This window comes from Nocardia sp. NPDC003345 (genome assembly GCF_053589395.1).
This window is the reverse complement of record NZ_JBSFRU010000028.1, coordinates 1-22318: the sequence shown is the minus strand read 5'-3', so window position 1 is coordinate 22318 and position 22318 is coordinate 1. Positions and strand designations below refer to the sequence as shown.

Genomic DNA, 22318 nt, shown 5'->3' with positions numbered 1-22318 from the left:
CCGGGGTGGCGGGGGTGAACACCGGCCCTGTGCTCGACTGGGCCGGGCCGCGGATAGCGGTGGTGGGGATCGGTGCCGACGGCTGGGCGGGCCTGCCCGAGACCGCGCGAACCGTTCTGCGCGACTGCGAGGTGGTGCTGGGGTCGTCCCGGCAGCTCGCTCTGCTGCCGTCCGAGGTGACCGCCCGCCGCGATCCGTGGCCGTCGCCGCTGCTGCCCGCGTTGCCCGGACTGCTGGCCGATCGGCGCGATCTCGCGCTGGGGGTGCTGGCCAGCGGCGATCCGATGTTCTACGGCATCGGCACCACCCTGGCGCGGTTGGTGGGACCGGAGGCGCTGCGGGTGCTGCCGCAGCCGTCCTCGGCGTCGCTGGCATGCGCGCGGCTGGGCTGGCCGCTACCGGAGGTGTGTGTGGTGAGCGCGGTCGGCCGGCCGGTCCGGCGGCTGCTTCCGGAGCTCACCGAGGGCCGCCGGATTCTCGTACTGAGCGCGGACGCGGCGACTCCCGGAGAAGTGGCGGACCTGTTGCGGGGCAACGGATTCGGGGCAACGCGGGTGAGTGTGCTGGAACAACTGGGCGGTCCCGCGGAGCGGATCGTCTCCGGGACGGCCGACCGGTGGGACCGGCAGCCGGGCGATCCGCTCAATATCGTCGCCCTCACGGTGGCGGCCGATTCCGGGACCACCCGATTGACCCGGCTTCCGGGCTTGCCCGATTCCGTCTACGCCGGTGACGGGCAGCTCACCAAGTCCGAGGTCCGCGCGCTCACGCTCGCGGCGCTGGCGCCCGCGCCCGGGGAGACGCTGTGGGATATCGGTGGCGGGTCGGGCACCATCGCCATCGAATGGTGCCGGACCGATTCGTCGTGCCGGGCGCTGTCCTTCGAAACCCTGCCGGCGCGCCGTGCGCAGATCACCACCAATGCCGCCGCGCTGGGAGTGCCGGATATCGATATCCGGGCGGAGGCGATCGACGCGATCCGCGCGGACGCGGCGCTGCCGGCGCCCGCCGCCGTCTTCCTGGGCGGTGGGCTCACCACGCCCGGCCTCTTCGACCTGTGCTGGTCGCGGCTGCCGGCGGGCGGACGTCTGGTCGCCAACGCGGTCACCGCCGAATCGGAGGCGCTGCTGCTGGAATGGGCGGGCGCGTACGGGGGTGGATTGCGCCGTTTCCAGGTGTACCGGGGTGAGCCCCTCGGCCGGTTCACCACCTGGCGGCCCCAGCTGCCGGTGACCCAGTGGTCGGTGGTGAAGAACGGCCGGTCGTAGCGGGCGGCGGAGTGTGATGTGCACTGCCCCGGCCCTTCTCGAGTGTGACAACACGAATGGACGAATCGGGCAGCGGTAGTAAGGTCACCGATGTTCCGAGCGTGGGTCACCGGGCCCGCGCGCAACGGGGAGATCGATTGTGAGATACAAGAAGTTCGCCGCGACCGCGATCATGGCCGCCGCGGCCACCGGTATCGCCGCCGGCACCGGATACGCCGCTCCCGCCCCCGCGGCGCCCGCCGCCGGACAGCAGGAGAACGCGGTTCCGGAGGTCAGCGGGCAGGACCGCGGTGTCGACTACCGGCTGGCCCTGGCCGACGCCGGGAAGTCGGTGGTCACCACCGTTACCGGGGGCGCCTTCAGCCTGGACTCCGGCAAGAACGAGGTGGTCCTGACCAACGCGGCCGGGGAGCGGCTCACCACCATCCCGCTGGACCAGCGGTCCGGCGACCAGATCGTCACCGTCGCCGCGAAGATCGACGAAGGCAACAGCCGCCTGACCCTCACCCCGCGGGCCACCCCGGTCGCCGGAGCGCCCGCGCAGGCGCAGTTCATCGGCGCGCAGCAGTGGTTCATGAGCGAACTGCAGGCCGCCTCGCTGGGCGCCGCGGTGGGCGCGGCGATCGGTGCCGCGGTCGGGTTCCTGTTCCTGGGTGTGGGCCTGATCCCGGGCGCCATCATCGGCGCCGGTATCGGTCTCGCGGTGGCCGGTGGCCCGCCCCTGCTGGATTCGGCCATCGCCTACTTCAGCGGCCAGCCCTGAGAATTCTGCTGCTGGGCGGGACCGGCGAAGCCCGGGAACTCGCCCACCTCCTGACCGGCGAGCCGGGCCACGAGCTCGTGTCCTCGCTCGCCGGCCGGGTGTCCGAACCCGCCCGTCCGCCCGGTGCGGTGCGGATCGGCGGGTTCGGCGGTGTCGACGGTTTGCGGACCTGGCTGGCGGACAACCGTATCCAGCTGGTCGTCGATGCCACCCACCCCTTCGCCGCGACCATGACCGCACATGCCGCGCTGGCCTGCGCCCGGCTGGGGCTGCCCGTGCTGCGGCTGCAGCGCCCCGGCTGGACCGCCGAACCGGGCGACCGCTGGCATCCGGTTCCGGATACGGCCACCGCCGCCGCGCGTGCGGCCGCGCTGGGCGGCCGGATCCTGCTCACGGTGGGCCGGCAGGAACTGGGCGCCTTCGCCGGGTATCCGCGGCCCTGGTACCTGATCCGGGCCATCGACCCGCCCGAGGCCGAGTTGCCGCCGCGACACGAATTACTGCTCGCGCGGGGGCCTTTCACCGTGGCGGACGAAGCCGCCCTGCTGGCGCGGCACCGGATCGAGGTCGTGGTGACCAAGAACAGCGGTGGCCCGGCCACCGCGGCCAAGCTCGTCGCCGCCCGGGACGCCGCGCTACCGGTGGTGATGATCGACCGGCCGCCGGTGCCGCCGGATATGGCCGTGGTCGGCTCCGTATCCGCGGCGCACCGCTGGATCTCGGAGTTCCGGGGTGCCTTCCCGTGACCGGTGCCGGATACCGGTCATCTCATCCGGCCAGCAACTCCGGGAGCCGGTCGAACCAGTCCAGGACGGCCCGTTCGTAGCCGATCCCGAATTCGAGCGTGGCCCGGGAATGCGGGGAGAGGCAGGCCGGGTCCTCGGCGCGGTAACGGTCCAGGCGTTCCTGATGGACCTTACGCCCGTTGTCGATGATCGAGGCCAGGTGTTCCCGGTCGAGATGGCCGCCGAAATGTAGCGTGAGCAGCAGCGGGAACCGGATCGTCTCGGCGCCGGGATCGCGGGCGATCCAGTCGGCGAACTCCGCGCGACCCGCCTCGGTGATCCGGTACGGGGTGCGGTCCCGGGCGCCCGCTTCACCCTTGACCACCAGACCCGCAGTGTCCATGGCGGCGAGTTCGCGGTAGACCTGGCTCTGGGTGACGGTCCAGAAATCCCCGATCCGTTCCTGCGCCAGTGCCACCAGATCCCAGCCCGACATGGGTCCCTCGTGCAGGAACCCCAGCAGTGAGGCGGCCGTGGAGTTCAGCGACCGCTTCGTTGTGGCGTTCACCACGTCTCCTTTCACCGACGGTATTCCATAGTGGAATGCTATCGGATGCGGGATCAGGTGTGATAGCGCCTTGCCGTGTACACCCGGGGGGCGGCACTCCCGTCGCCGTCGACCACCGCGGTCGTGGAGGCGCCGATGATCAGCAGCGTGCGCATATCGACCTCGGCGGGCTCGAGGTCACCCAGGCGGACCACCCGCACCGTTTCCGACGGTCCGCCCACATCGCGGCCCAGCACCACCGGCGTCGCCGGATCACGGTGTTCGAGCAGCAGTTCCTTCATGGCCCCGACCTGCCAGGTGCGCCGGCTCGAGGCCGGGTTGTAGATCGCGATGGCCATATCCGCCGCCGCCACCGCGGACAGCCGCCGGGCCACCACCTCCCAGGGTTTGAGCCGGTCCGACAGCGAGATCGTGGCGTAGTCGTGGCCCAGCGGCGCGCCGACCCGGCTGGCGACCGCGTTGGCCGCGGTCACTCCCGGCAGTACCCGGACCGGCACCCCGGCCCACTGCGGGTCCGCGGATTCCTCGAGTACCGCGGACGCCATCGCGAAAACGCCGGGGTCGCCGGATGACACGACCACCACCCGTCCGCCGCGCCGGGCGAGATCCAGCGCCATGGCGGCGCGTTCGGATTCGACCCGGTTGTCGCTGGCGTGCCGGTGCTGGCCGCCACGTACGGGCACCCGGTCCATATAGGTCGTGTATCCGACCAGATCGGTGGCGTTCGCGAGGGCGGCGCCCACTTCGGGCGTGGTCCACGCGGTATCGCCCGGGCCGAGCCCCACCACCACGACCTCGCCGGCGTCCGGCTCGGCCCGGTGCTCGGCGGCGTCACCGGAATCGGCGGTGGCGCCGCGGCGTCCGGCCGGCAGCGCGGTCGTCGGTTCCGGCCCGGGGACGAGGGTGATGGCGAAATACGGGACCTGGGATTCGTCCACCTCACCGGCGGGTAGCACACGTTCCCGGCCGGTACTGGCCCGTTCCACGTAGTAGGCGCGATCGAGCCGGCCGGAATCGGCCAGCGCCTTGCGCACCGTGGGATAGGTGCGGCCGAGTTTCATGATCGCGGCGGCATCGCTGTCGGCCAGCCTGCGGGTCAGTTCCGCGGCGGGCATGGTGCCCGGCAGGATCGTCAGCACCTGATCGCCCTCGACCAGCGGCGTGCCCAGCGCGGCCGAGGCGCCGCTCACCGAGGTGATACCGGGGATGATCTCCGCCTCGAACCGGTCGGCCAGGCGGCGGTGCATATGCATATAGGAGCTGTAGAACAGCGGGTCACCGGCGGCCAGCAGGGCCACCGACCGGCCCGCGGCCAGATGGGTGGCCAGTCGTTCGGCTGCCGCGGTGTAGAACTCGTCGATGGCGCCCTGGTATCCGCCCGGATGCTCGGTGGTCTCGGTGGTCACCGGGTAGACCAGATGCTCTTCGAGCTGGCCGGGGCGCATATACGGTTCGGCGATACCGCGCGAGATGCTGCGGCCGTGCCGGGCGCTGTGGAAGGCGATGACATCGGCGGCCGCGATGATCCGCGCGGCTTTGACCGTCACCAGTTCGGGGTCGCCCGGGCCCAGCCCGACGCCCCAGAGTTTTCCGGTCCGCACGCTCATTCCTCTTCGCTCGCGATCGCGTTGAGGGCCGACGCGGTGACGGCGCTGCCGCCGCGGCGCCCGCGCACCGTCAGGTATTCGATTCCGGTGCTGCCCGCGAGCGCTTCCTTCGATTCGACCGCTCCGACGAAACCCACGGGAATCCCGAGTACGGCGGCCGGTGCGGGGGCGCCCGCGGCGATCATGTCGAGCAGGTGGAACAGCGCGGTGGGCGCGTTCCCGATGGCGACCACGGCGCCGGCGAGGTGCTCGCGCCACAGTTCCAGCGCGGCGGCGGAGCGGGTGGTGCCCAGCTGGGCTGCCAGGTCGGGGACCCGGGGATCGCGCAGTAGGCAGAGCACCTCGTTATCGGCGGGCAGTCGCTTACGGGTCACCCCGGAGGCCACCATATCGGCATCGCACAGGATCGGGGCGCCGGCGCGCAGCGCGGTACGCGCCGCCGCGACCACGCCCGGGGTGAACAGCACATCGCCCGCCAGATCCACCTGGCCGCAGCCGTGGATCATCCGCACCACCACCTGCGCGATATCCGCCGGGAACCGGTCCAGTTCGGCCTCGGACCTGATGATCGCGAACGATCGGCGGTAGATCTCACCCGCCTCGGTGAGATAAGTGGCGCGTGTCTCGGGCATGGCCAACACCCTATGCCGGGCCGGGCGGCCCGCGGCGGTGCGGGTGGCGCGAAACGACCCGCCCACGCGGGCCGGCGTATCAGACCGGTGCGCCGGACCACCATCGGTCGACGATATCGGCGCCGGTGTGATGCGGCCACGACACATCGACGACCACCCAGGCGCGGGCCGGATCGTCGAAGGACACGGTGAGCAGGCCGGTATTCGCGCCCGCGTAGTCGCTCCAGCGCATCCGCCCGGACCCCGAAGCCCGGGTCCAGGCTTCTTCGCGGGTGGTGTCGTTGTCGACGGCGGTGGTGAAGGTGGCGTCCCGGCGGGGGTCGCCGCGCCGGAACGACCACACGTAGTAGCTGAGGCCGTTGTCCTGTACGCATTCCACCGCCGGTGCGCCGCCGTTGTTGAGGACATCGATATCGGTGCACCGGACGCCCTGGTAGCCGGTCTCTCCGGGAGCAGGCGGGAGCAGGCCGGGGAACAACGCCACCAGTTCGCCGTTGCGGCCCCATGCGGGATTCGCCGCGGGGGTGACCGGCGCCGAGGTGGTGGGCGCAGAGCTCGAAGCGGAGGCGGCCGGGGTGGTGGTGGAAGCCGGGCCGGGTTCGGAGCCGGCGGTGGACCGGAGGACCGGCGCCACGACGAGAACCGCCACGACCGCCAGGCCGGCCGTCGCACCGAGCAACGCCGCGGTGGAGATCCGTCGGGACCGGGCCCGGTACCAGTGGGCGCCCGGCGACGGCGGCGCCGCCGGGGCCTGCGGCCGCGGGTCCGGGCTGGGCGCGGACACGGCGACCCCCGGAACCACCGGCCGCCGGGCGGGCGTGACGGCGGGAGTGGTGGTCAGCGCGCGGCCGGCCGCGGCGGCGAGGTCGCGGCAGGTGCCGTACCGGTCCGCCGGGGCCTTGGCCAGCGCGCGGGCGATGACCGCGTCCATGGCGGCCGGTATCGACGCCCCGATCTCGGAGGGCCGCGGCGGCGGGTCCTCGAGATGCGCGGTCAGTACCGCCGCCGGATTCGCGCGCTCGAACGGTGGTCGCCCCGTGAGCATCTGGTACAGCGTGCAGCCGAGGGCGTAGATATCGGCGCGGTGATCGGCCGGTTCGCCGCGGATCTGCTCCGGCGAGACATAGGCGAGGGTCGCGACCACCGCGCCGGTATCGGTGAGCCGGGCGTCGTCGCGGATCGCCCGCGCGATCCCGAAATCGGTGACGAGCACCTGATCGCGACCTTCGTCGTCGGTACTCACCAGCAGGTTCGCCGGTTTGATATCGCGGTGCAGCAACCCTCGGCGGTGCGCGGCGTCCAGGCCCTCCGCCGCCTGCGCGACGATCGCCTGCACCCGCCGCGGTGGCAGCGCCGCCCGCCCCTGCCGGATCAGCCGGGCGGCATCGGTTCCCGGTACGTAGCGCATGGCGATCCACAATCGTCCGGCCTCGTCTCCGCGATCGTAGATCTCCACCACATTCGGATGATCGATACGGACCGCGAGATCGGCCTCCCGCTCGAAACGTGTTCGCAGCACCGGGTCCACTCCGGTGGTATCGAGCACTTTCAGCGCGACCGAACGTGGTAGCCGGGGATGGCGGGCCAGGTATACGGTGCCCATCCCGCCCGCGCCGAGGTGCCGCTCGATCCGATATCCGGCGAATTCGCTGCCCGGCCGCAGCATCCGGTCCGCTGTCATCGTGTTCTCCCCGGATCACAGCGGCGCATCGGCCCACCAGCGGTCGAAAACGTCGCGCCCACCCGACCCGCCGGACGCGGCGACCTCGCAGAAACTGCGGCCGGGATCGTCGAAAGTCACCTCGAGCAGCCCGAACCCGGCATATGCGTCGGTACCCCAGCGGACGGTGCCGGTGCCCGACGGCCGGGTCCACCGCTGTTCCCGGAACTCGACCAGGCCGGTGGACTCGAGCGACGGCGCCAGCGGCCCGCGGTCCGGATCGCAGCGTACGTTCACATGGAAACCGGCGGGATCGTCGGTGGGACAGTGCAGCCAGGCGCCGAGATCGTCGTTGAGGGCACACCGCATACCGGCGTAACCGGTCGCTTCGGGATCGGGCGGCAGCAGCCCGGGAAACGCGGCGACGATATAGGCGGCCGGGCCCCACGCGCTGTCCGCCGGTGTGGTGGTCGTGGTCGTGGGTGGCCCCGAAGTCGTCGAGGCCGGTGTGGTCGCGGGGGTGGTGGGACGGCCCGCGACGGTATCCGCCGTACCGCCCAGCACTATCCAGCCGCCGCCCGCCACCACCGCGGCCAGGGCGATCCCCGCGGCGAAGCGGAGCCCGACGGGCGAACGACCGGTGGGCCGGCTCGAGCGCCCGCCGGTCCCGTCTTCCGGTCTCCTCGGATGCCCGGGGTGCGCCGGTCCGTTCTGTGGGGTGCCCGGAGCAATGGTCGCCGAGACGCCTGCCGCGCCGGAGGTGTCCGCCGGTCCCAGTGGACCACGCGGTACCGGTCCGGCGGCGGAATCACCCGGTAGCGGGGGACCGCCGGACACGCCCACGGACACCCGGCTCGGCCCGGTTACCGGAACCGGCCCGGCCCCGAGCGCGGCGCGCGCCGCGGTGGCCAGTTCGGCGCAGCTGCCGAAACGCGCGGCCGGTTCCTTGGCCATCGCGCGGGCGACCACCTCGTCCATCGCCGGGGGGAGTTCGCGCCGCGCTCGCGAGGGCCGCGGTGGTGCTTCGGACAGATGCGCGTAGATCACCGCCGCCCCGCTGCGATGCCCGAAGGGCCTGCTGCCGGTGAGCAGTTCGTAGAGCGTGCAGCCGAGGGAGTAGATATCGGCGCGGTGGTCCACGGGCCGGCCGGACAGTTGTTCGGGGGCCGCGTAGGCGAATGTCGCGAGCACCGAGCCGGTGGCGGTGAGATCGGTGGCGGCATCGAGGGACCGGGCGATCCCGAAATCGGTGATCCGCACGATATCGGCCCCGTCGTCACCCGCCGAGACCAGGATGTTCGCCGGTTTCACGTCCCGGTGCAGCAGGCCGCGGCGGTGCGCGGTGTCGAGACCCCGGGCGGCCTGGTTCACGATCTCGACCGCCCGTGACGGCGGTAGCGCGGCCGGACCGCGGGCCACCAGTGCGCTCGCGTCCACCCCGTCCACGAACCGCATCGAGATCCAGAGCCGGCCGTTCTCCTCGCCGCGGTCGTAGATCGAGACGATATTCGGATGTTCCAGCCGCGCGGCGAGTTCGGCCTCGCGTTCGAATCGGGCCCGGAATTCGGCGTCCGCGGCCAGGGTTTCGTCGAGTACCTTCACCGCGTCGTGCCGGGGTAGCCGGGGGTGTTGCGCGAGATACACCGATCCCATACCACCCGAACCGATCGGCCGGATGATCCGATATCCGGCGAAATTCGCCCCCGCAGCCAGCGTCACGCGTCGACCTCCTGCGCTCACGCTACCGGAGAGAACGCGGCGCCACCTGCCCTACGGCCCGGCCGCGGGACCGCCCGCCCCGGTCCCGCGCGGGCGCGGGCCGATCTGGTCGAGCAGGGCGTTCACCTCATCGGGGAATCCGTTGGTCACCGGTTTCACCGTCTTGTGCGGGAAACGCCGGGTGGCGTGCTCCTCGGCCGCCGAACCCGGCAGGACATAGACCGTCTCCTCCTGCCGCTGCAGCGGGCGCACCACCTCGTCGAGATGGGCCCGCCGATCGTCGAGAAACGGGCCGATGACGTCTTCACCCGCCGGGCACACCGCCATGCAGTAGCCGGCCTTGTAGTTGGGTTTGAACGACAGGCTCTGCCACAGCGAGAACGATTCACCGGTGGAGACGCGGGCGCGATAATCCGTGCGATCGTCGCTGTCGGCCACGGTTTCGGCCCAGTCGGTGAACCCGCCCATGAACTCCCGGTAGTTGTGGGTGTAGCAGGCCTGGAAATCGAATCCGCCCGCCGGGGTGATCGCGCCGACCGGGCATGCCGACACACACAGTTTGCATTCCAGGCACGGGTTGAAATCCAGGGGTGTGCTCGGTTCGTCCACCACCGCGTCGGTGACCACGGTGCCCAGCAGGATGAAGTTGCCGAACCGCGGATGGATGACATTGCGGTGGATCCCCATCACCCCGAGCCCCGCCGCTTCGGCCACCACCTTGTGCGCGATCACCCAGATCCGCCCCGGGAACTGTTCGACCTCCATCGGATAGCCCGGCGCCGGATACACCGCGCGGTACCCCGCGTCCTGAAGCGCCCGGGTGACAGCCCGCGCGACGGCGTTGGTCTCGTCGTCGGCGTGATTGAACTCGGTATTGGCGAGGCTGCGCTGCGGGCTGCGCAGATTGTCGCGGTTCATCCGAACACAGAACGAGACGAATGTCCGGGCGGTGGGCAGGATCCCCCGAGCGGGGCCGGTCTCCTCGGCCACCCGGGGATCGTCGATCCCGACGATGCCCATATCGTCGGCGCCCGCCGCCAGGCATATCTCCCGCAGCCGTGCGGAGGTGAGGACAGGTTCGGGTCGCTCGCGCGGCCGCTCGGACATCCGCCGCACCGTCGGATGCTCGGCGAACCGCCGCGGGGGTTCCGGGGTGGTATCCGATTCGGGCACATCGGCCTCCTGTGTCACGAAGTATTCGGGCCTCGCACACAATGACGATGCGGGAGGCCGGAATTCATCGGTCCGGGAGCCGGTCCTCGCCCGGGCTGTGCGCGACGGTGACCCCGGCCGCGGTGAGGCAGTACTCCCACAGCCGGAGCAGTTGCTCTTCGGAGTAGCGGGTGTGGTTCAGATAGTGCTCGTCGCGGATCTGCCGGTCGTGCCAGAAATGCCCCGCCATCGGCAGCTGCCGGGTGGCGGCGAGCCAGACCGCGGTATCGGCGCCTTCGTCGGGGGTGCGCAGCGCCGGTCGCAGTGCGGAGCTGAAGCGGGGGAGGGCGGTGGTGATACCCGGTGTGTCGACCCAGCCCGGATGCATACTGTGCACGCTGGCGCCGTGGTCGGCGAGCAGTTGGTCGAGCAGCGGAGTGAACGCGACCTGCATCCGCTTGGTGCGCGCGTACGCGGTGGCGCCGCGATAGGAACCCGCGCGGTATTCCGGATCGTCGGCGGGCAGCGGCTGGGTGTACATACCGCCGGAGGCGACGAAGACCGTCCGGGCATCGCCGGAGGTGGTGAGCAGCGGAGTGAGGCGGTCGACGAGGCGCAGCGGGCCGAGGACATGGGTCGCCAGCGTCAGTTCGTGTCCGGCGGAGTTCTCGGTGCGTTCGGCGGGAAGTACGCCGGCGTTGTGGACGAGGATGTCCAGCGCGCAGAGTTCGGCACGCAGGGTGTGCGCGCAGGCGTCGATACTGTCCGGTTCGGAGATATCGCAGCGTACGAGCCGGATATCGGCCGCGGGTACAGCGGTGCGGATCTCGCGGCGCGCCCGTTCGCCCCGGTCGAGGTCGCGTACCGCGAGCACAGTCGAGGCGCCGAGCGCGGCCAGCCGGGTCGCGATGGCCTTACCGATACCGGAATTGGCGCCGGTGACCATCGCGGTCCGGCCGAGCAGCCCGTCCTCGGGTGGATCGTCCGGCGTCCAGGAGCGGGCCCGCAGGTGGAAGCCGAGCCGGCTGTAGCCCGGGACGAGAGTGCGGTCGAGCAGGGTGTCCACGGCGCGGATCACGATGTCATCCCTCATTTCCTCTGGTCAGCACGAACTGTTCGACATCCAGGTAGCCGCTGCGGAACCCGGCCTCGGCGTAGGCGAGGTACAGGTCCCACATCCGCCGGAAGACCGGGTCGAAACCGAGCACCGCGATCCGGTCGGTGTTGCGGGTGAATTGGGCGCGCCACAGGCGCAATGTGTGGGCGTAGTGCTCCCGCATCGAGAAACGCTCGCCCACGGTGAGCCCGGCCTCGTGCGCGGTTTCGGCGAGCAGCCGGGTGGAGGGCAGGAAGCCGCCGGGGAAGATGTATTTCTGGATCCAGGTGTAGGTCTCGCGAGTGGCGAGCATCCGGTGGTGCGGCATGGTGATCGCCTGCAACGCGGCCCGGCCGTGCGGTGCGAGCAGGCGTTCGATCCGGCGAAAGTAGATATTCAGATATTCGCATCCGACAGCTTCGATCATTTCCACGGACACCACGGCGTCGTATTCGCCCGATACCTCGCGATAGTCGAGAAGATCGACCTGGACACGATCGGTCAGTCCCGCGGCGGCGATACGGGCGCGGGCCAGATCGCGCTGCTCGGTGGACAGTGTCACCGACCGCACCGTCGCGCCGCGCTCGGCCGCCCGTATCGCGAGCCCGCCCCAACCGGTCCCGATCTCGAGCACTCGCGAACCCGCGGACACTCCGGCCGCGTCGAGTACGCGATCGATCTTGCGCCACTGGGCGGCGGGCAGATCGGCATACCGCGGGGCCGGCTCGGTCGCGGTGAACAGTGCGCTCGAATAGGTCATCGTCTCGTCGAGGAACAGCGCGAAGAAATCGTTGGAGAGGTCGTAGTGCCGGGCGATGTTGCCGCGGGTGTTGGCACGGGAATTGCGTTCGGCGCGTGGATGCCGGGCCACGTAGAGGCGCCGCAGCGCGCGCAGGGCGGCGGGGACGAGGTTCTCGATATGGGCGGCGAGCACGGTCAGCGCGGCGGCCGGGTCGGGCGCGGACCAGTCGCCGGCCATATACGACTCCCCGAATCCGATCAGCCCGCCGGCGCCCAGCCGGACAGCGAAATCGTCCGGGCGGTGCAGTTCCAGTAGCGGTGTCGAGGGGTCGGCGGGGCGTTGCCCGATGATCGTGCCGTCCGGGTAGACGACCCGCAGTGGTAACCGGCGGACGGCGCGCCGGAAGAGCCGGTCGGCCACCGGGGCGGCGAGGGCAGCGCGGAGTCCGGTGGGCAGCCGATCGACCTCCGGCCAGGGATCTTCGGCGGGTAGGACGAGCGTGGACAGTTCGGTGGTCACCGCGACGGCTCCTCGACGGGTACTGGGGGACGGGTAACGACGGGCAGGCCGCGCAACCACAGCCGCACACCCTGGATACGGATCCGGGCGGCGACCGCGAGCGGGGCCAGCGGCATGACGAGGGCGGCGCGCAGGATCGCACCGGTGGTCGCGGGGCGGCAGCGGCCGGAAACCGACGCCGTCAGTACCGGACGGTCGCGCCGCAGCACGATGGACAGGTGCAGATCGGTGCCGGGTTCGGGCAGCAGCATCCGGTATTCGCCCGAGACATCGTTGAAGGGTGAGACGTAGAACTGCTTGGTGGCGGTCGCGTGGCCGCGGGAATCGGTGCGCAGCAGATAGGAGTACCGCCGGCCGTAGGTGTTGTGCACTTCGGCGACCACGCAGACCGGGATATCGCGGCGGTCGCGGCACCAGTAGACGGTGAGGGGATTGAATACGTAACCGAGTACTCGCGCGTTCGTCAGCATGGTCACCCGGCCGCCGGTGAGGTCGATACCGTGGGCGGCGGCGAAATCGCCGATGTTGCCGCGCAGGCTGCCGCCGGGGTCGCCCAGATGATCGGCCGCGTGGAGACCGGCGAGCGGGCGCAGCCAGCGGGGGAGCCGGGGCATGTCGTCGAGGTCGACGAGCCAGCTGTAGCTGCGGTAGCGGAACCGGTGCCGCACGGGTGTGTGGCGGACGTGGTCGATGGTGGTGTAAACCAGCCGGGCGGTCATGACGCCGGTAGGGGTCGCAGGAGGCGGTGCGGCCACCGCGCACCCAGTTGCCGGGCGGCCCGCAGGCCCGACAGTGCACCGTCCTCGTGGAACCCCCAGCCGTGATACGCGCCGGCGAACGCGATACGGCGGCAGCCTATTTCGCCGAGTCGCTGCTGGGCGGCCACCGAGGCCGGGGTGTAACGGGGATGTTCGTAGACCATCCGGTCGAGCACCGAGCCGGGGGCGACCCGGTCCTCGTCGCCCAGGGTGACCAGGAACCGGGGTTCGCCGGCCGTGCTCAGCCGATGCAGGCGGGTCAGGTCGTAGCTCACCAGGACCCGATCGGGGGTCGCGGTGCAACCGGGCATCCGGTAGTTCCAGGAGGCGCGGGCGCGGGTCGCCCGCGGCAGTACCGAGGCGTCGGTGTGCAGAACAGTGTGATTGACCGAGTACGGCATGGCCGACAGGACGGTGCGTTCCGCGTCGGTCGGCTCGGCGAGCAGACGTAATGCCTGATCGGGATGGGTGGCTATGACAGCGGCATCGAAAATCCGCACCTCGTCGCCCGCATCGCGCACGGCGACACCGTCGGTGACGCGGGCGACCTCACGGACCGGGGTGCCGGTGTGCACCGCGTCGAGCCGCTCGGCGACCGCGCGGACATAGGTGGCGGACCCGCCCCGCACCGTGCGCCAGGTGGGGGAGCCGAACACGGTGAGCATGCCGTGGTGTTCGAGGAAGGTGAACAGGTAGCGGGCCGGATACCGGAGCGCCGTCGCCGGATCACAGGACCAGACCGCGGAGACCAGCGGTGTCAGGAAATGGCTCACGAAATAGCCGGAGAATCCGGCGCGGCGGCCGAACTCGCCGAGGGTGAGCGCTTCGTCCGGCGCGGCGGCGAGTTCCGCGCGGGCCAGCCGGTGGAAGCGGGGCACCTCCGAGAGCAGGCGCAGATAGCGCGCCCGGGTGAGGGTGCCCGGTCGCGGGAAGAGCCCGCCGAGGCCACGGGCGCCGGCGTATTCCAGCCCACAGCCGTCGCAGCGCACCGACATGCTCATATCGGTCTCGCGGGTGGCGATACCGAGTTCGCCGAACAATCGTGTGAGCGTGGGGTAGGTGCGGTCGTTGTGCACGATGAATCCGGTGTCGACCCCGATCTCGCGGCCGTCGCGGGCGTGTACCCGGTGGGTGTCGGCATGACCGCCGAGCCGGTTGTCGGCCTCGTAGAGGGTGACATGCGCGGTGCCGGACAGCACGTAGGCGGCGGTGAGCCCGGCGACGCCGCTACCCACCACCGCGACCCGTCGTCCGGCGCGGACCGCCGGGTCCACCTCGGTCATCTCGTTTCCTCCGATCGGCCCCCGCGAGTTCTTATGCATCGAGTATGCATCGTTTCGGCTTCTATCGCGAGCCGAGGTGGAAATCCGGGTACCGCCGGCGGTCGTGGGCGGGGGTGGTTCGTCGCCGTGCGCCGGACGGATGGGTCGATATCCGAGTCCGAGTCCGAGTCCGAGTCCGAGTCCGAGTCCGAGTTCGAGTTCGGGTGCGCGGCGATGGTGCCGGAGGGGCCGGAATCGGCGGGTGCCTGTTCAGGACAGGTGGTCGAGAGCCCCGGCGAGATCGGTCAGCCGCTGGATCCCGGCCGGGAGAATGACGGCGTCCCAGCCGGGGCCGCCGACGAACACCCGCGCTCCGGCCTCGGTGCCGGCGCGGACACTGGAGGTCAGGGCGGTGGATTCGTGGTGGGACCACAGCACCAGATCGGCCGCCGCGGGCAGGCGGGCGAGCGTATCGGTCAGCGCGTGGGTGGGCACATCCGCGCCGAGCATCTGCGCGCCCACCTCCCGCTCGGCCAGCGCGGCCCGCAGTACCTCCAGTGGCAGGGCGTGCGTTTCGCCCGATGTGCAGGCGAGCACGACGGGCCGCGTGCGCGGCGCGGCGGGCGGAGTGGCGCGATGCAGCGCCGAGGTGATGCACCACGACAGCAGATGCTCGACATCGATGCAGCCTTCGCCGCTGTCCTGGCGGGCGACGATATCGGCGAATACGGGACGGCACAGCCGTTCCCAGGTGTCGACCACACCGAACGTCTCGATATGTGCGCTCAGCTGGGCACTGGCCGCCCGGTAGTCGAGGCGGAACGCCGAGGCCACCAACGATTCCCGGTTGCCCGGCTCGGCCGCGGGCGCGCGGACCACCGCGGCGGCACCGCCCGGTGTGGCGCCCTCCTCGATGAGAAGCAGCATCCGCCGCAGCCGGTCGATATCGTCGGAGCTGTAGAGGCGGTGGCGGCCGGGCCGGTGTCCGGTGGGCCCGATCTCGTAGCGCCGGTTCCAGCTCCGCAGCGTGGCCGTCGGGATACCGAGACGCTCCGCGACCGCACGGACGGTGAATCCGGCCGTATCGGGAGCGGGGGACGGACCGGCGGGCATCGTCTTATTCTGCCTGTACCGGCTCGCCGGTCCGGCCCGGGCTACGTCTCGGCCGGCCGGCGGGCCGCCGTGACCGCGGCCGCCCGGTCATTCCGCCCTCGTCGCGGCCACCCCGGCGGCGGCGCAGAGCAGCCCCCAGCCCGCCGCCACGGCCACGGCCTTGCCGCGTTGCGGCCGGCCGCGTAGCGCGATGCCGAGTACCGCGGCGTCCGAGAGATCCGAGAGCACCCGGCCGGCGAAGGCGATCCGCAGGGCCGACGTGCTGGGCGCCACGAGTATTCCCAGGCCGGAGGCGATATCGCGGCATCCGGTGGTGCGGGCCAGGGCCTGGCGGCCGGCATCGCGGTCGTCCCAGCCGCACGGCGCCAGCAGGACCGACGGACGCGCCGCGACCGCGAGTCCGTAGCACGCCGTCGCCGCACCCACGGCCCGGGCGAAATGAATGGCTGCCATCGTTACCTCCTGCGTCTTCCTGTACGCATCGATTATGCATCTATATAGTGGGTGACGGGTACCACCGATGATCACCACCGCCGATTCCCGAGGAGTCACCGTGACCGCCCATCGAGTCGTTCGCCGCACGCTCGGCCTCGCCTGCGCTCTGCTCGCGTTCGGCGCGTCCGCCGCCGGCGCCGTGACCCACGCCCAGCCCGCCCTTCCGCCCGGCCCGGCGCCGGTGCCCGCCCTGGAGCTCGACCGCTACCTCGGTACCTGGAACCAGCTCGCCGCGGTACCGCAACCGTTCAATCTGGAATGTGCCCGCGACACCCGCGCCGAATACACGCTGGACCCGCAGGGCAACATCGGCGTGTACAACCAGTGCGCGACCTGGTCCGGCGGGCGCAACGAGATCCGCGGCACCGCCAAGGTCAACGATCCGGTGACCCGGGCGCAGCTGCATGTCAGCTTCCCGGGAGTGCCCGGCCAGGACGGTCTCGACGGCCCGACCAACTACATCGTCACCGCGCTCGCCCCGGATTACTCGTGGGCCCTGGTCACCGATCCCACGCGACTTTCCGGCTTCGTCCTGTCCCGGCAGGCCGCCCTGGACGCCCCGACCTGGGATACCGTGCGCCGCGCAATCGAGACGGCCGGGCAGAGTCCGTGCATGTACCTCACCTCACCGACCACCGGCGGGATCTCCGAAACCGCACCGCTGTGTCTGCGCTGACCCGTCCCGATTCGGCGCGGCCGGGGCGTGATGCGGCCGGACGGTCGCGGATGCGGACCGCGGATTCATCGTCGTAGCCGTGGCAGCCCGTCGGGTATCTCGATCTCGAGCCCGACCGCGCGCCCGCCGTGTGGGCGGAACCGGCCGAGCAGGGTGGTGAGGACGAAGATCCGGAACTCGAGACCGTATTTGGCGGCCATCGCGCGCTCGGCGATCCGTCGTTCCCGGCCTACCAGGATCCGGGCCGTACCGGTGCGCCACATGCCGGTGGGGGTGCCGTCGAAGGTGGACCGGGCGACCTCCACCTCCGGCCGCTCGGCGATCCGGGCGACCTTGTGCGAGTGCACCGGTGTGTAGGCGTACCAGCGGTCACCCGCCGGCGCCAGCCAGATCGGTGTGGCGACCGGCGAACCATCGGCGCGAAACGTGCGCAGGGCGAAGAACCGGTCGCCGTCGGGGTCGTCGGTGAATGCCATGAACCGTAGTGTGACAGCTCATCCGCGGTCGTGGTGTGGCCGCCGACGCCCGGAGCCGTCTGCGATCGGGTGGTCCGGACCCGCCGCGCCGCGTAACCGTGGTGGGCGATGTGACCCCGGCATAATGCGGAGATGGCAGACGACTGGAACACCGGCATCATCAACGAATTCCGTGAGAACCAGGGCCGGGTCGGCGGGCCGTTCGAGGGCGCCCCGATGCTGCTGGCCCATCACCGGGGCCGTAGATCCGGCCGTGAATCGGTGACGCCCATGATGTATCTGGCCGACGACCGGGACCCCGGCCTCGTCTACATATTCGCCAGTAAGGCCGGCGCCCCGACCAACCCGGATTGGTACTACAACCTGACCGACGCCGGGCAGGCCACGGTGGAGCGCGGAACCGAGACCTTCGCGGTGACGGTGGCGGAGGTGACCGGCGCCGAGCGCGACCGGATCTATGCCGAGCAGGCCGGCCGATATCCAGGATTCGCCGAGTACGAGGAGAAGACGCGCGGAATCCGCACGATCCCGGTATTGGCCCTGCGTCGCGCGTAGGCGGCCCCCTACACGCCGCTCGCCTGATGCAGGGCTTTCGCGGTGGGGGAGTTGGGCACCCGGGCCGGGTCGGGATAGGTGCCGAGAACCCGGTCCGCGGTGCCCGCGGTGGTGACGGCGAACCAGTAGTGCTCGTTCTTGAAATGGTGCAGGCGGTGATTGCGCCGCACCGCCCGCAGCAGGGCGCCGCGCGGCTGATAGTCGGTGTGGACGAGATAGTGCGTCCATTCGTAGACCAGCCCGAGCACACCCACCGACACCAGGAACGTCAACCCGAGCCCGATCCGGCCGAAGGCGAATGCCGCGATCGCCAGCAGTGCGGGCAGCAGCCACAGGAAGGTCTGCCACGGGATGAACACCAACCGGGTGACGCGCGGGTCGGCATGGTGTTCCCGGTGCTTGCGGGCGAGGAGCGAGTCGATGCGCCACCGGCCGAGGGTGCGCGGCCGCCAGTGCAGCACACAGACGTGGATGACCCATTCCGTGAAGGGGAACGTCGCCACCAGCAGCACCGGGACGAGCGCGTCGGTGAGCTGCCAGTCGCCCACCACCAGCCGCGCGATGAGCGCGCCGGTGAGAAGCCCGGCGATGATCCACGGTGAGGGCGCGGCCACGAAGCCGCGGAAGGCCTGCCGCAGCGTCAGGCGGCCGCGCCGCGCGCTGCTCGCGTCGTCGGCGGCCAGGCGGCGCCGGGCCAGATCGTCGATATCGGCGTTGCGGGCGCGCCGGGTGCGCAGGGTCTGCGGGAGGTTCATGAGGTGGACTCCAGACGACGGAGGAAGGTGTCGAATTCCGCGGTGGCCAGCGAGAGCAACCCCTCGGCGCGGCTCGAGGCGGTATCCGCCTCGCCCGCGACGACCGCGTCGGCGAGGCGCCGGTAGAGCTCGGGGCGGCCGACCTCGGTATCCATGACCCCGGTCAGTGCCGCCATGGCCGGTTCGTAGACACCTCGTAGATGGTTGAACAGCAGGCGGTAGACGATCGATTCGGCGGCATCGACCAGGTGGTCCCAGAATTCGAGCGCGATGCGCTGGCGGGCCAGCGGATCCCGCGCGGACGCCAATTCGTCCACCGCGGCGGTAAATTCGCGGGCGAGCCCGGGACCACCGCGCCGGGCGGCCAGAACGGCGACCTCCCGGCCCAGCGACGCCCGGGTCTCCAGAATGCTGCGCACCACCGACCGGTCGATCTCACCGCCGCGCAACAGCAGCCGCGGTAGCAGTTCCAGACCGCCCGAGCGGCGTGGATCGCGGACGGTGGTGCTGCCGCCCTGTCGTATCTCCACCAGGCCGGCCCGCGCGAGGCGTTGCACCGCCTCGCGCACAGTGGGCCGGGAGACTCCGAGGGCTTCGGCCAGCTGCCGTTCGGCGGGCAGGGCCGATCCGGGCGGCAGCTCGCCGGTCAGCACATCGTCGACGAGCTGGTCGTAGATCTCGTCGGGCACCGAGCGCCGTGCGATCCGTTTCAAGGCCATACGCGAGACCTTAGAACGGTGATTGGTCAGAGGTCAAGTGGTAAGACCAGTTGCTTGGTCAGGGCTTGCCGGTGGATCGGTGCGGGCGGCCACGCGGCCGGCAGAACTCTTGTCGAGGCCGGCGAGCTCGGCGAGCTCCCGTATTCTCGTCGTCGACGAGGCGCTCGAGCAGGCGCGAATCCTGATACAGCGATGCCGTGGTGCGATGCGCCTACATATTTCGCAGGTGCATGCATTCTCTACTTCAGAGTGGTCTCGGTCCCGGATGACGCCGTCGAATATTCCGGTGAACGCAGGCCCGGGGCGGGGTTCGTGAACAATCTGCGATCCCGGCCGGGGAATCGGAGGCGACTCGCTCGAGACCGTCGGCGAGCCGGCGCAGGGATGCGAGCCGAGCGAGAATTCCGGCGCCCGTCAGGGCCAACTTTTCCGGCGGTAGCCCGCCCGTGTGATATTCGGCCAGCGATACGCATAGGTGATAGGAGGCCGAGAAGATCGTCGCGGCCGGAAAGGTGCGCTGCACCGCGCTTTTCAGGTCGCTGTCCTTCTGCCACCGTTCGGCCGATGCCGGCCCGGCGGCGGGCCGGCTGCTGTCGAGGTCACGGCAGGCGATGCCGATCGTCGCGATCTCGTCCTCTCCGGCGATATCCAGCAGCAGATTCCGGCACGCGATCCAGCCGTCGAGGGGCGGTATGGGCATCCGCAGTACGAGTCCGGGTACGTCGTTATCGGCGATGCGGGCCACCGCGATTCCTGTGTTGCCGACCTCCAGTGCGAGCGATGTCATTTCTTCACCGCGGAGGCGAGGAGATCTCACTGCGGAATGCCGAGGTATATGGGCGTACAGGTTCTGCGTCGGTCGGCGGGCGCCGATAATTCGTGGCGGTAATCGGAGAATGCTCCGGTTGCGGTCCGCATGTCACCTCCTGAATCATTACATCGCGTAACGTATCGTAGGTTTGAGACTTCTGGTCCGTCAACCGAATGCTGCTCGTTACTCGTCTCCGAGAGGCAACCGCGCCAATGCTCGTCGATTGCTTACCCCGAGTTTGGGAAAGGCGCGATACAGATGATGGGAGACGGTTTTGGGACTGATCTGCAGCCGGGCGGCGATTTCCCGGTTCGTCGCTCCGGCGGCGGCGAGGCGCACGACCTGTAACTCCTGCGGAGTCAACCTGCCGGCCGCGTCGATGATGGCGTCGTCGGCATTGCCTTCTCCCGCCGCGCGAAGTTCGGTACGTGCCCGTTCGGCCCACGGCCGGGCGCCGAGACGCTCGAAAGTGCCCATGGCCGAGTGCAGCAGAGTGCGCGCCTTCAGTGCCGAGCGCTCACGGCGCAGCCATTCGCCGTAGAGCAGGCCGGTACGGGCGTGGTCGAACCAGCGATGGGCTTCGGCGTGCAGGGTCAGCGCCCGCGCGAACGCGCTCCCGTCCTGCTCGATCAATCCACGGCAACGCAGAAGGTGCGCCTCGATCCAGGACGCCGGGTTCGCGGCACACCACCGCTCCAGAACGGCCATCCGTTCGGCGGCCCGGGCCGGGTCGCAACGGGCCGCCGCTTCGATATGATCGCTGGTCAGGGGGATCCAGCAGCCGATGGCGCGGTCGCTGTGTTCGATCGCCGCTTCGAAGCGGACGATCGCCGAATCGTGACGCCCACAGCCCAGGTCGAGCAGGCCCAGCGCCCACTGGGCGGTCACCGCGCCGGTGGTATCGAGAACCGGCGTCGCACCGGGAAGGTTCGCGTCGGCCAGCGTTCGGCACAATTGCTGCTCGCCTCGTATGGCCGCGAGAACGGCCAGCCCGGCGTCGGTGCGGTGGGCCCGGTCGGGCTGGTCGATATCGCGGGCTGTTCGTCGGCTCTCGTCGAGCAGGGCTTGCGCTTCCGGGAAGTGGCCGAGCAGTGTTTCGGCGGTGCCGAGCGCAATGCCGATGATCGGGAGTCGTCCCGTCATACCGCGTCGGCGGCATATCGTGTTCAGCTCCATCAAGTGTGTGTGGGAGTCATCTATCTCACCTGCGCTCATAGCCTGTAGCGCGAGCATGAATCGGATCGAGTGATCCCCGGCGAATCGAGTCCGCGCGAGAGGGATGGCCCTCCGGACCGCGGCGACGGCGCGGGTCAGGTCTCGCGTACCGTCGCGGAAGGCGATCTGGCCGTCCAGTACGGCCGAGTACTCGTCACCCGCAGCGCCGAGGTCCAGGGCTTCGATGGCAGCTCGGGTGGTGTGTATCCGAGACAGGTCCGGATCCGGCCATATCGCTCCCGCGGCGTAGACATGCATACGTGCCGCGGCGTCCGGGTCGACAGGGTGCAGGTGCGCGGCGGCATCGGTGAACGCGGTGTAGGCGCCGCGTGGGTCGCCCTGTGCCGAGAATATGCGGCCGCGTGCTGCCGACAGCCGTGCCAGATCCGCTCGATCACCGTCGAATCCGGCGATCTCGTCGACCAGCCGGAGTGCGCGGTGCGCCTGTCCGGCCTCGATATTGGCCTCCAAGGCCGCCAGAAGTCGCCGATGCCGGGCGGCCGGATCGGGTGACAGATGGCCTGCGCGCTCGGAAGCGAGCGCGGCCCGCCGGAATTCGGTATTGCGATACGCGTGGCCGGCGACTGCCTCCAGCGCGAGTGCCGCGGTTTCGTCGGGTGCGGTCGCGGCGGCGGCCAGATGCCAGGCCCGTAGCTCGGGGTTGTCGATGCTCGCCGCGATAGCCGTATGTACGAACAGTCGCATGCTGTACGGAGCCATCCGGTAGGCAGCCGCTCGTTCGAGCGGATGCCGGAAGGCGATCGAGTAACCCGAGATACTCACCACTCCGGTTCGCTCCGCAGGATCCAGCGCCGCGGCGGTCGAACCGAATTCGGTGAGAACACGCAGGGCGACGATCAGACTCTCACTGCAATCAGCGGCGACCACCAGCAATGCGATCCGAGTGTCCTCTGGCAGGGCGAGGATAGGGCGCTCGTACTCCCGTCGAAGGCGGTCGGTCAGTGCCAGTGGTCCGATGGTCGGGAGATCTCTGTTGGCGATGGGCAGTTCGAGCAGTGCCGAGGGATTCCC

22 protein-coding genes are annotated in these 22318 nt (G+C 70.4%); 5 read left to right on the top strand and 17 right to left on the bottom strand.

The window, feature by feature from the left end; translation table 11 throughout:
* The first annotated feature begins 14 nt into the window (after nt 1-14).
* From cbiE to ACWDU1_RS05900, 3 genes are all read left to right on the top strand, one after another.
* Nucleotides 15-1268, top strand: coding sequence for a precorrin-6y C5,15-methyltransferase (decarboxylating) subunit CbiE (gene cbiE, locus ACWDU1_RS05910; protein WP_449996149.1), 1254 nt, complete (start codon nt 15-17; stop codon nt 1266-1268).
* Between the two features lie 139 nt (nt 1269-1407).
* Nucleotides 1408-2031, top strand: a complete 624-nt coding sequence (locus tag ACWDU1_RS05905; protein ID WP_449996148.1) for a hypothetical protein — start codon at nt 1408-1410, stop codon at nt 2029-2031.
* A complete protein-coding gene (locus ACWDU1_RS05900; RefSeq protein WP_449996161.1) occupies nt 2028-2777 on the top strand; it encodes a cobalt-precorrin-6A reductase in 750 nt (249 codons plus the stop codon). The genes ACWDU1_RS05905 and ACWDU1_RS05900 overlap by 4 nt, the downstream gene beginning before the upstream one ends.
* A gap of 22 nt (nt 2778-2799) precedes the next feature.
* Here the strand turns inward: ACWDU1_RS05900 and ACWDU1_RS05895 are convergent, their stop codons facing one another.
* The 12 genes from ACWDU1_RS05895 to ACWDU1_RS05840 form a co-directional block, all read right to left on the bottom strand.
* Complete coding sequence (locus ACWDU1_RS05895; protein WP_449996147.1) at nt 2800-3324, bottom strand: PadR family transcriptional regulator; 525 nt, start codon at nt 3322-3324, stop codon at nt 2800-2802.
* 53 nt (nt 3325-3377) lie between these two features.
* The gene (locus tag ACWDU1_RS05890) at nt 3378-4931 is read right to left on the bottom strand and encodes a precorrin-2 C(20)-methyltransferase (protein ID WP_449996146.1); all 1554 of its coding nucleotides are present in this window, start codon (nt 4929-4931) and stop codon (nt 3378-3380) included.
* The gene (locus tag ACWDU1_RS05885; protein WP_449996145.1) at nt 4928-5563 is read right to left on the bottom strand and encodes a precorrin-8X methylmutase; all 636 of its coding nucleotides are present in this window, start codon (nt 5561-5563) and stop codon (nt 4928-4930) included. Before ACWDU1_RS05885 ends, ACWDU1_RS05890 begins: the two co-directional genes overlap by 4 nt.
* A 79-nt stretch (nt 5564-5642) precedes the next feature.
* Nucleotides 5643-7244: a protein kinase domain-containing protein gene (locus ACWDU1_RS05880; RefSeq protein ID WP_449996144.1), complete on the bottom strand. Its 1602-nt coding sequence runs from the start codon at nt 7242-7244 to the stop codon at nt 5643-5645.
* Between the two features lie 15 nt (nt 7245-7259).
* Nucleotides 7260-8942 carry a protein kinase domain-containing protein gene (locus ACWDU1_RS05875; protein ID WP_449996143.1) on the bottom strand — a complete coding sequence of 561 codons (1683 nt, stop codon included), beginning with the start codon at nt 8940-8942 and terminating at the stop codon, nt 7260-7262.
* Between the two features lie 51 nt (nt 8943-8993).
* On the bottom strand, nt 8994-10049 hold the full coding sequence (locus ACWDU1_RS05870) for a 4Fe-4S binding protein (protein ID WP_449996160.1): 1056 nt from the start codon (nt 10047-10049) through the stop codon (nt 8994-8996).
* Between the two features lie 130 nt (nt 10050-10179).
* Nucleotides 10180-11187 carry an SDR family NAD(P)-dependent oxidoreductase gene (locus tag ACWDU1_RS05865; RefSeq protein ID WP_449996142.1) on the bottom strand — a complete coding sequence of 336 codons (1008 nt, stop codon included), beginning with the start codon at nt 11185-11187 and terminating at the stop codon, nt 10180-10182.
* On the bottom strand, nt 11177-12451 hold the full coding sequence (locus ACWDU1_RS05860; RefSeq protein ID WP_449996141.1) for a class I SAM-dependent methyltransferase: 1275 nt from the start codon (nt 12449-12451) through the stop codon (nt 11177-11179). The genes ACWDU1_RS05865 and ACWDU1_RS05860 overlap by 11 nt, the downstream gene beginning before the upstream one ends.
* Nucleotides 12448-13170: a DUF1365 domain-containing protein gene (locus ACWDU1_RS05855; protein WP_449996140.1), complete on the bottom strand. Its 723-nt coding sequence runs from the start codon at nt 13168-13170 to the stop codon at nt 12448-12450. The genes ACWDU1_RS05860 and ACWDU1_RS05855 overlap by 4 nt, the downstream gene beginning before the upstream one ends.
* Entirely contained in the window at nt 13167-14492 is a 1326-nt protein-coding gene (locus ACWDU1_RS05850) for an NAD(P)/FAD-dependent oxidoreductase (protein WP_449996139.1), read from the bottom strand. Before ACWDU1_RS05850 ends, ACWDU1_RS05855 begins: the two co-directional genes overlap by 4 nt.
* A gap of 249 nt (nt 14493-14741) precedes the next feature.
* Nucleotides 14742-15584 (bottom strand): MerR family transcriptional regulator, encoded by an 843-nt coding sequence (locus ACWDU1_RS05845; RefSeq protein ID WP_449996138.1) that lies wholly within the window; start codon nt 15582-15584, stop codon nt 14742-14744.
* A gap of 87 nt (nt 15585-15671) precedes the next feature.
* Nucleotides 15672-16037, bottom strand: coding sequence for a hypothetical protein (locus tag ACWDU1_RS05840; protein WP_449996137.1), 366 nt, complete (start codon nt 16035-16037; stop codon nt 15672-15674).
* A gap of 100 nt (nt 16038-16137) precedes the next feature.
* On the opposite strand from ACWDU1_RS05840, the gene ACWDU1_RS05835 reads away from it, so the two are divergent.
* Complete coding sequence (locus tag ACWDU1_RS05835; protein WP_449996136.1) at nt 16138-16755, top strand: lipocalin family protein; 618 nt, start codon at nt 16138-16140, stop codon at nt 16753-16755.
* A 65-nt stretch (nt 16756-16820) separates the two neighbouring features.
* Here ACWDU1_RS05835 and ACWDU1_RS05830 read toward each other — a convergent pair whose 3' ends face one another.
* Nucleotides 16821-17231 carry a PPOX class F420-dependent oxidoreductase gene (locus ACWDU1_RS05830; protein WP_449996135.1) on the bottom strand — a complete coding sequence of 137 codons (411 nt, stop codon included), beginning with the start codon at nt 17229-17231 and terminating at the stop codon, nt 16821-16823.
* 132 nt (nt 17232-17363) lie between these two features.
* On the opposite strand from ACWDU1_RS05830, the gene ACWDU1_RS05825 reads away from it, so the two are divergent.
* The gene (locus ACWDU1_RS05825; RefSeq protein WP_449996134.1) at nt 17364-17786 is read left to right on the top strand and encodes a nitroreductase family deazaflavin-dependent oxidoreductase; all 423 of its coding nucleotides are present in this window, start codon (nt 17364-17366) and stop codon (nt 17784-17786) included.
* A gap of 8 nt (nt 17787-17794) precedes the next feature.
* On the opposite strand, the gene ACWDU1_RS05820 is transcribed toward ACWDU1_RS05825, so the two are convergent.
* The 4 genes from ACWDU1_RS05820 to ACWDU1_RS05805 all read right to left on the bottom strand — a co-directional run.
* Nucleotides 17795-18541, bottom strand: coding sequence for a sterol desaturase family protein (locus ACWDU1_RS05820; protein ID WP_449996133.1), 747 nt, complete (start codon nt 18539-18541; stop codon nt 17795-17797).
* Nucleotides 18538-19260, bottom strand: a complete 723-nt coding sequence (locus ACWDU1_RS05815; protein WP_449996132.1) for a FadR/GntR family transcriptional regulator — start codon at nt 19258-19260, stop codon at nt 18538-18540. The genes ACWDU1_RS05820 and ACWDU1_RS05815 overlap by 4 nt, the downstream gene beginning before the upstream one ends.
* A gap of 244 nt (nt 19261-19504) precedes the next feature.
* A complete protein-coding gene (locus tag ACWDU1_RS05810; RefSeq protein ID WP_449996131.1) occupies nt 19505-20047 on the bottom strand; it encodes a hypothetical protein in 543 nt (180 codons plus the stop codon).
* A gap of 207 nt (nt 20048-20254) precedes the next feature.
* Nucleotides 20255-22318: LuxR C-terminal-related transcriptional regulator (locus ACWDU1_RS05805; RefSeq protein WP_449996130.1), on the bottom strand; the 2064-nt coding region annotated here is incomplete at its 5' end.

Bases quoted from the DNA above. Each gene is read 5' to 3' on its own strand.
- ACWDU1_RS05890 (WP_449996146.1), bottom strand. From the start codon at position 4,931: ATGAGCGTGCGGACCGGAAAACTCTGGGGCGTCGGGCTGGGCCCGGGC.
- ACWDU1_RS05885 (WP_449996145.1), bottom strand. From the start codon at position 5,563: ATGCCCGAGACACGCGCCACTTATCTCACCGAGGCGGGTGAGATCTAC.
- ACWDU1_RS05880 (WP_449996144.1), bottom strand. From the start codon at position 7,244: ATGACAGCGGACCGGATGCTGCGGCCGGGCAGCGAATTCGCCGGATAT.
- ACWDU1_RS05870 (WP_449996160.1), bottom strand. From the start codon at position 10,049: ATGTCCGAGCGGCCGCGCGAGCGACCCGAACCTGTCCTCACCTCCGCA.
- ACWDU1_RS05865 (WP_449996142.1), bottom strand. From the start codon at position 11,187: ATGAGGGATGACATCGTGATCCGCGCCGTGGACACCCTGCTCGACCGC.
- ACWDU1_RS05855 (WP_449996140.1), bottom strand. From the start codon at position 13,170: ATGACCGCCCGGCTGGTTTACACCACCATCGACCACGTCCGCCACACA.
- ACWDU1_RS05850 (WP_449996139.1), bottom strand. From the start codon at position 14,492: ATGACCGAGGTGGACCCGGCGGTCCGCGCCGGACGACGGGTCGCGGTG.
- ACWDU1_RS05845 (WP_449996138.1), bottom strand. From the start codon at position 15,584: ATGCCCGCCGGTCCGTCCCCCGCTCCCGATACGGCCGGATTCACCGTC.
- ACWDU1_RS05840 (WP_449996137.1), bottom strand. From the start codon at position 16,037: ATGGCAGCCATTCATTTCGCCCGGGCCGTGGGTGCGGCGACGGCGTGC.
- ACWDU1_RS05830 (WP_449996135.1), bottom strand. From the start codon at position 17,231: ATGGCATTCACCGACGACCCCGACGGCGACCGGTTCTTCGCCCTGCGC.
- ACWDU1_RS05825 (WP_449996134.1), top strand. From the start codon at position 17,364: ATGGCAGACGACTGGAACACCGGCATCATCAACGAATTCCGTGAGAAC.
- ACWDU1_RS05820 (WP_449996133.1), bottom strand. From the start codon at position 18,541: ATGAACCTCCCGCAGACCCTGCGCACCCGGCGCGCCCGCAACGCCGAT.
- ACWDU1_RS05815 (WP_449996132.1), bottom strand. From the start codon at position 19,260: ATGGCCTTGAAACGGATCGCACGGCGCTCGGTGCCCGACGAGATCTAC.
- ACWDU1_RS05810 (WP_449996131.1), bottom strand. From the start codon at position 20,047: ATGACATCGCTCGCACTGGAGGTCGGCAACACAGGAATCGCGGTGGCC.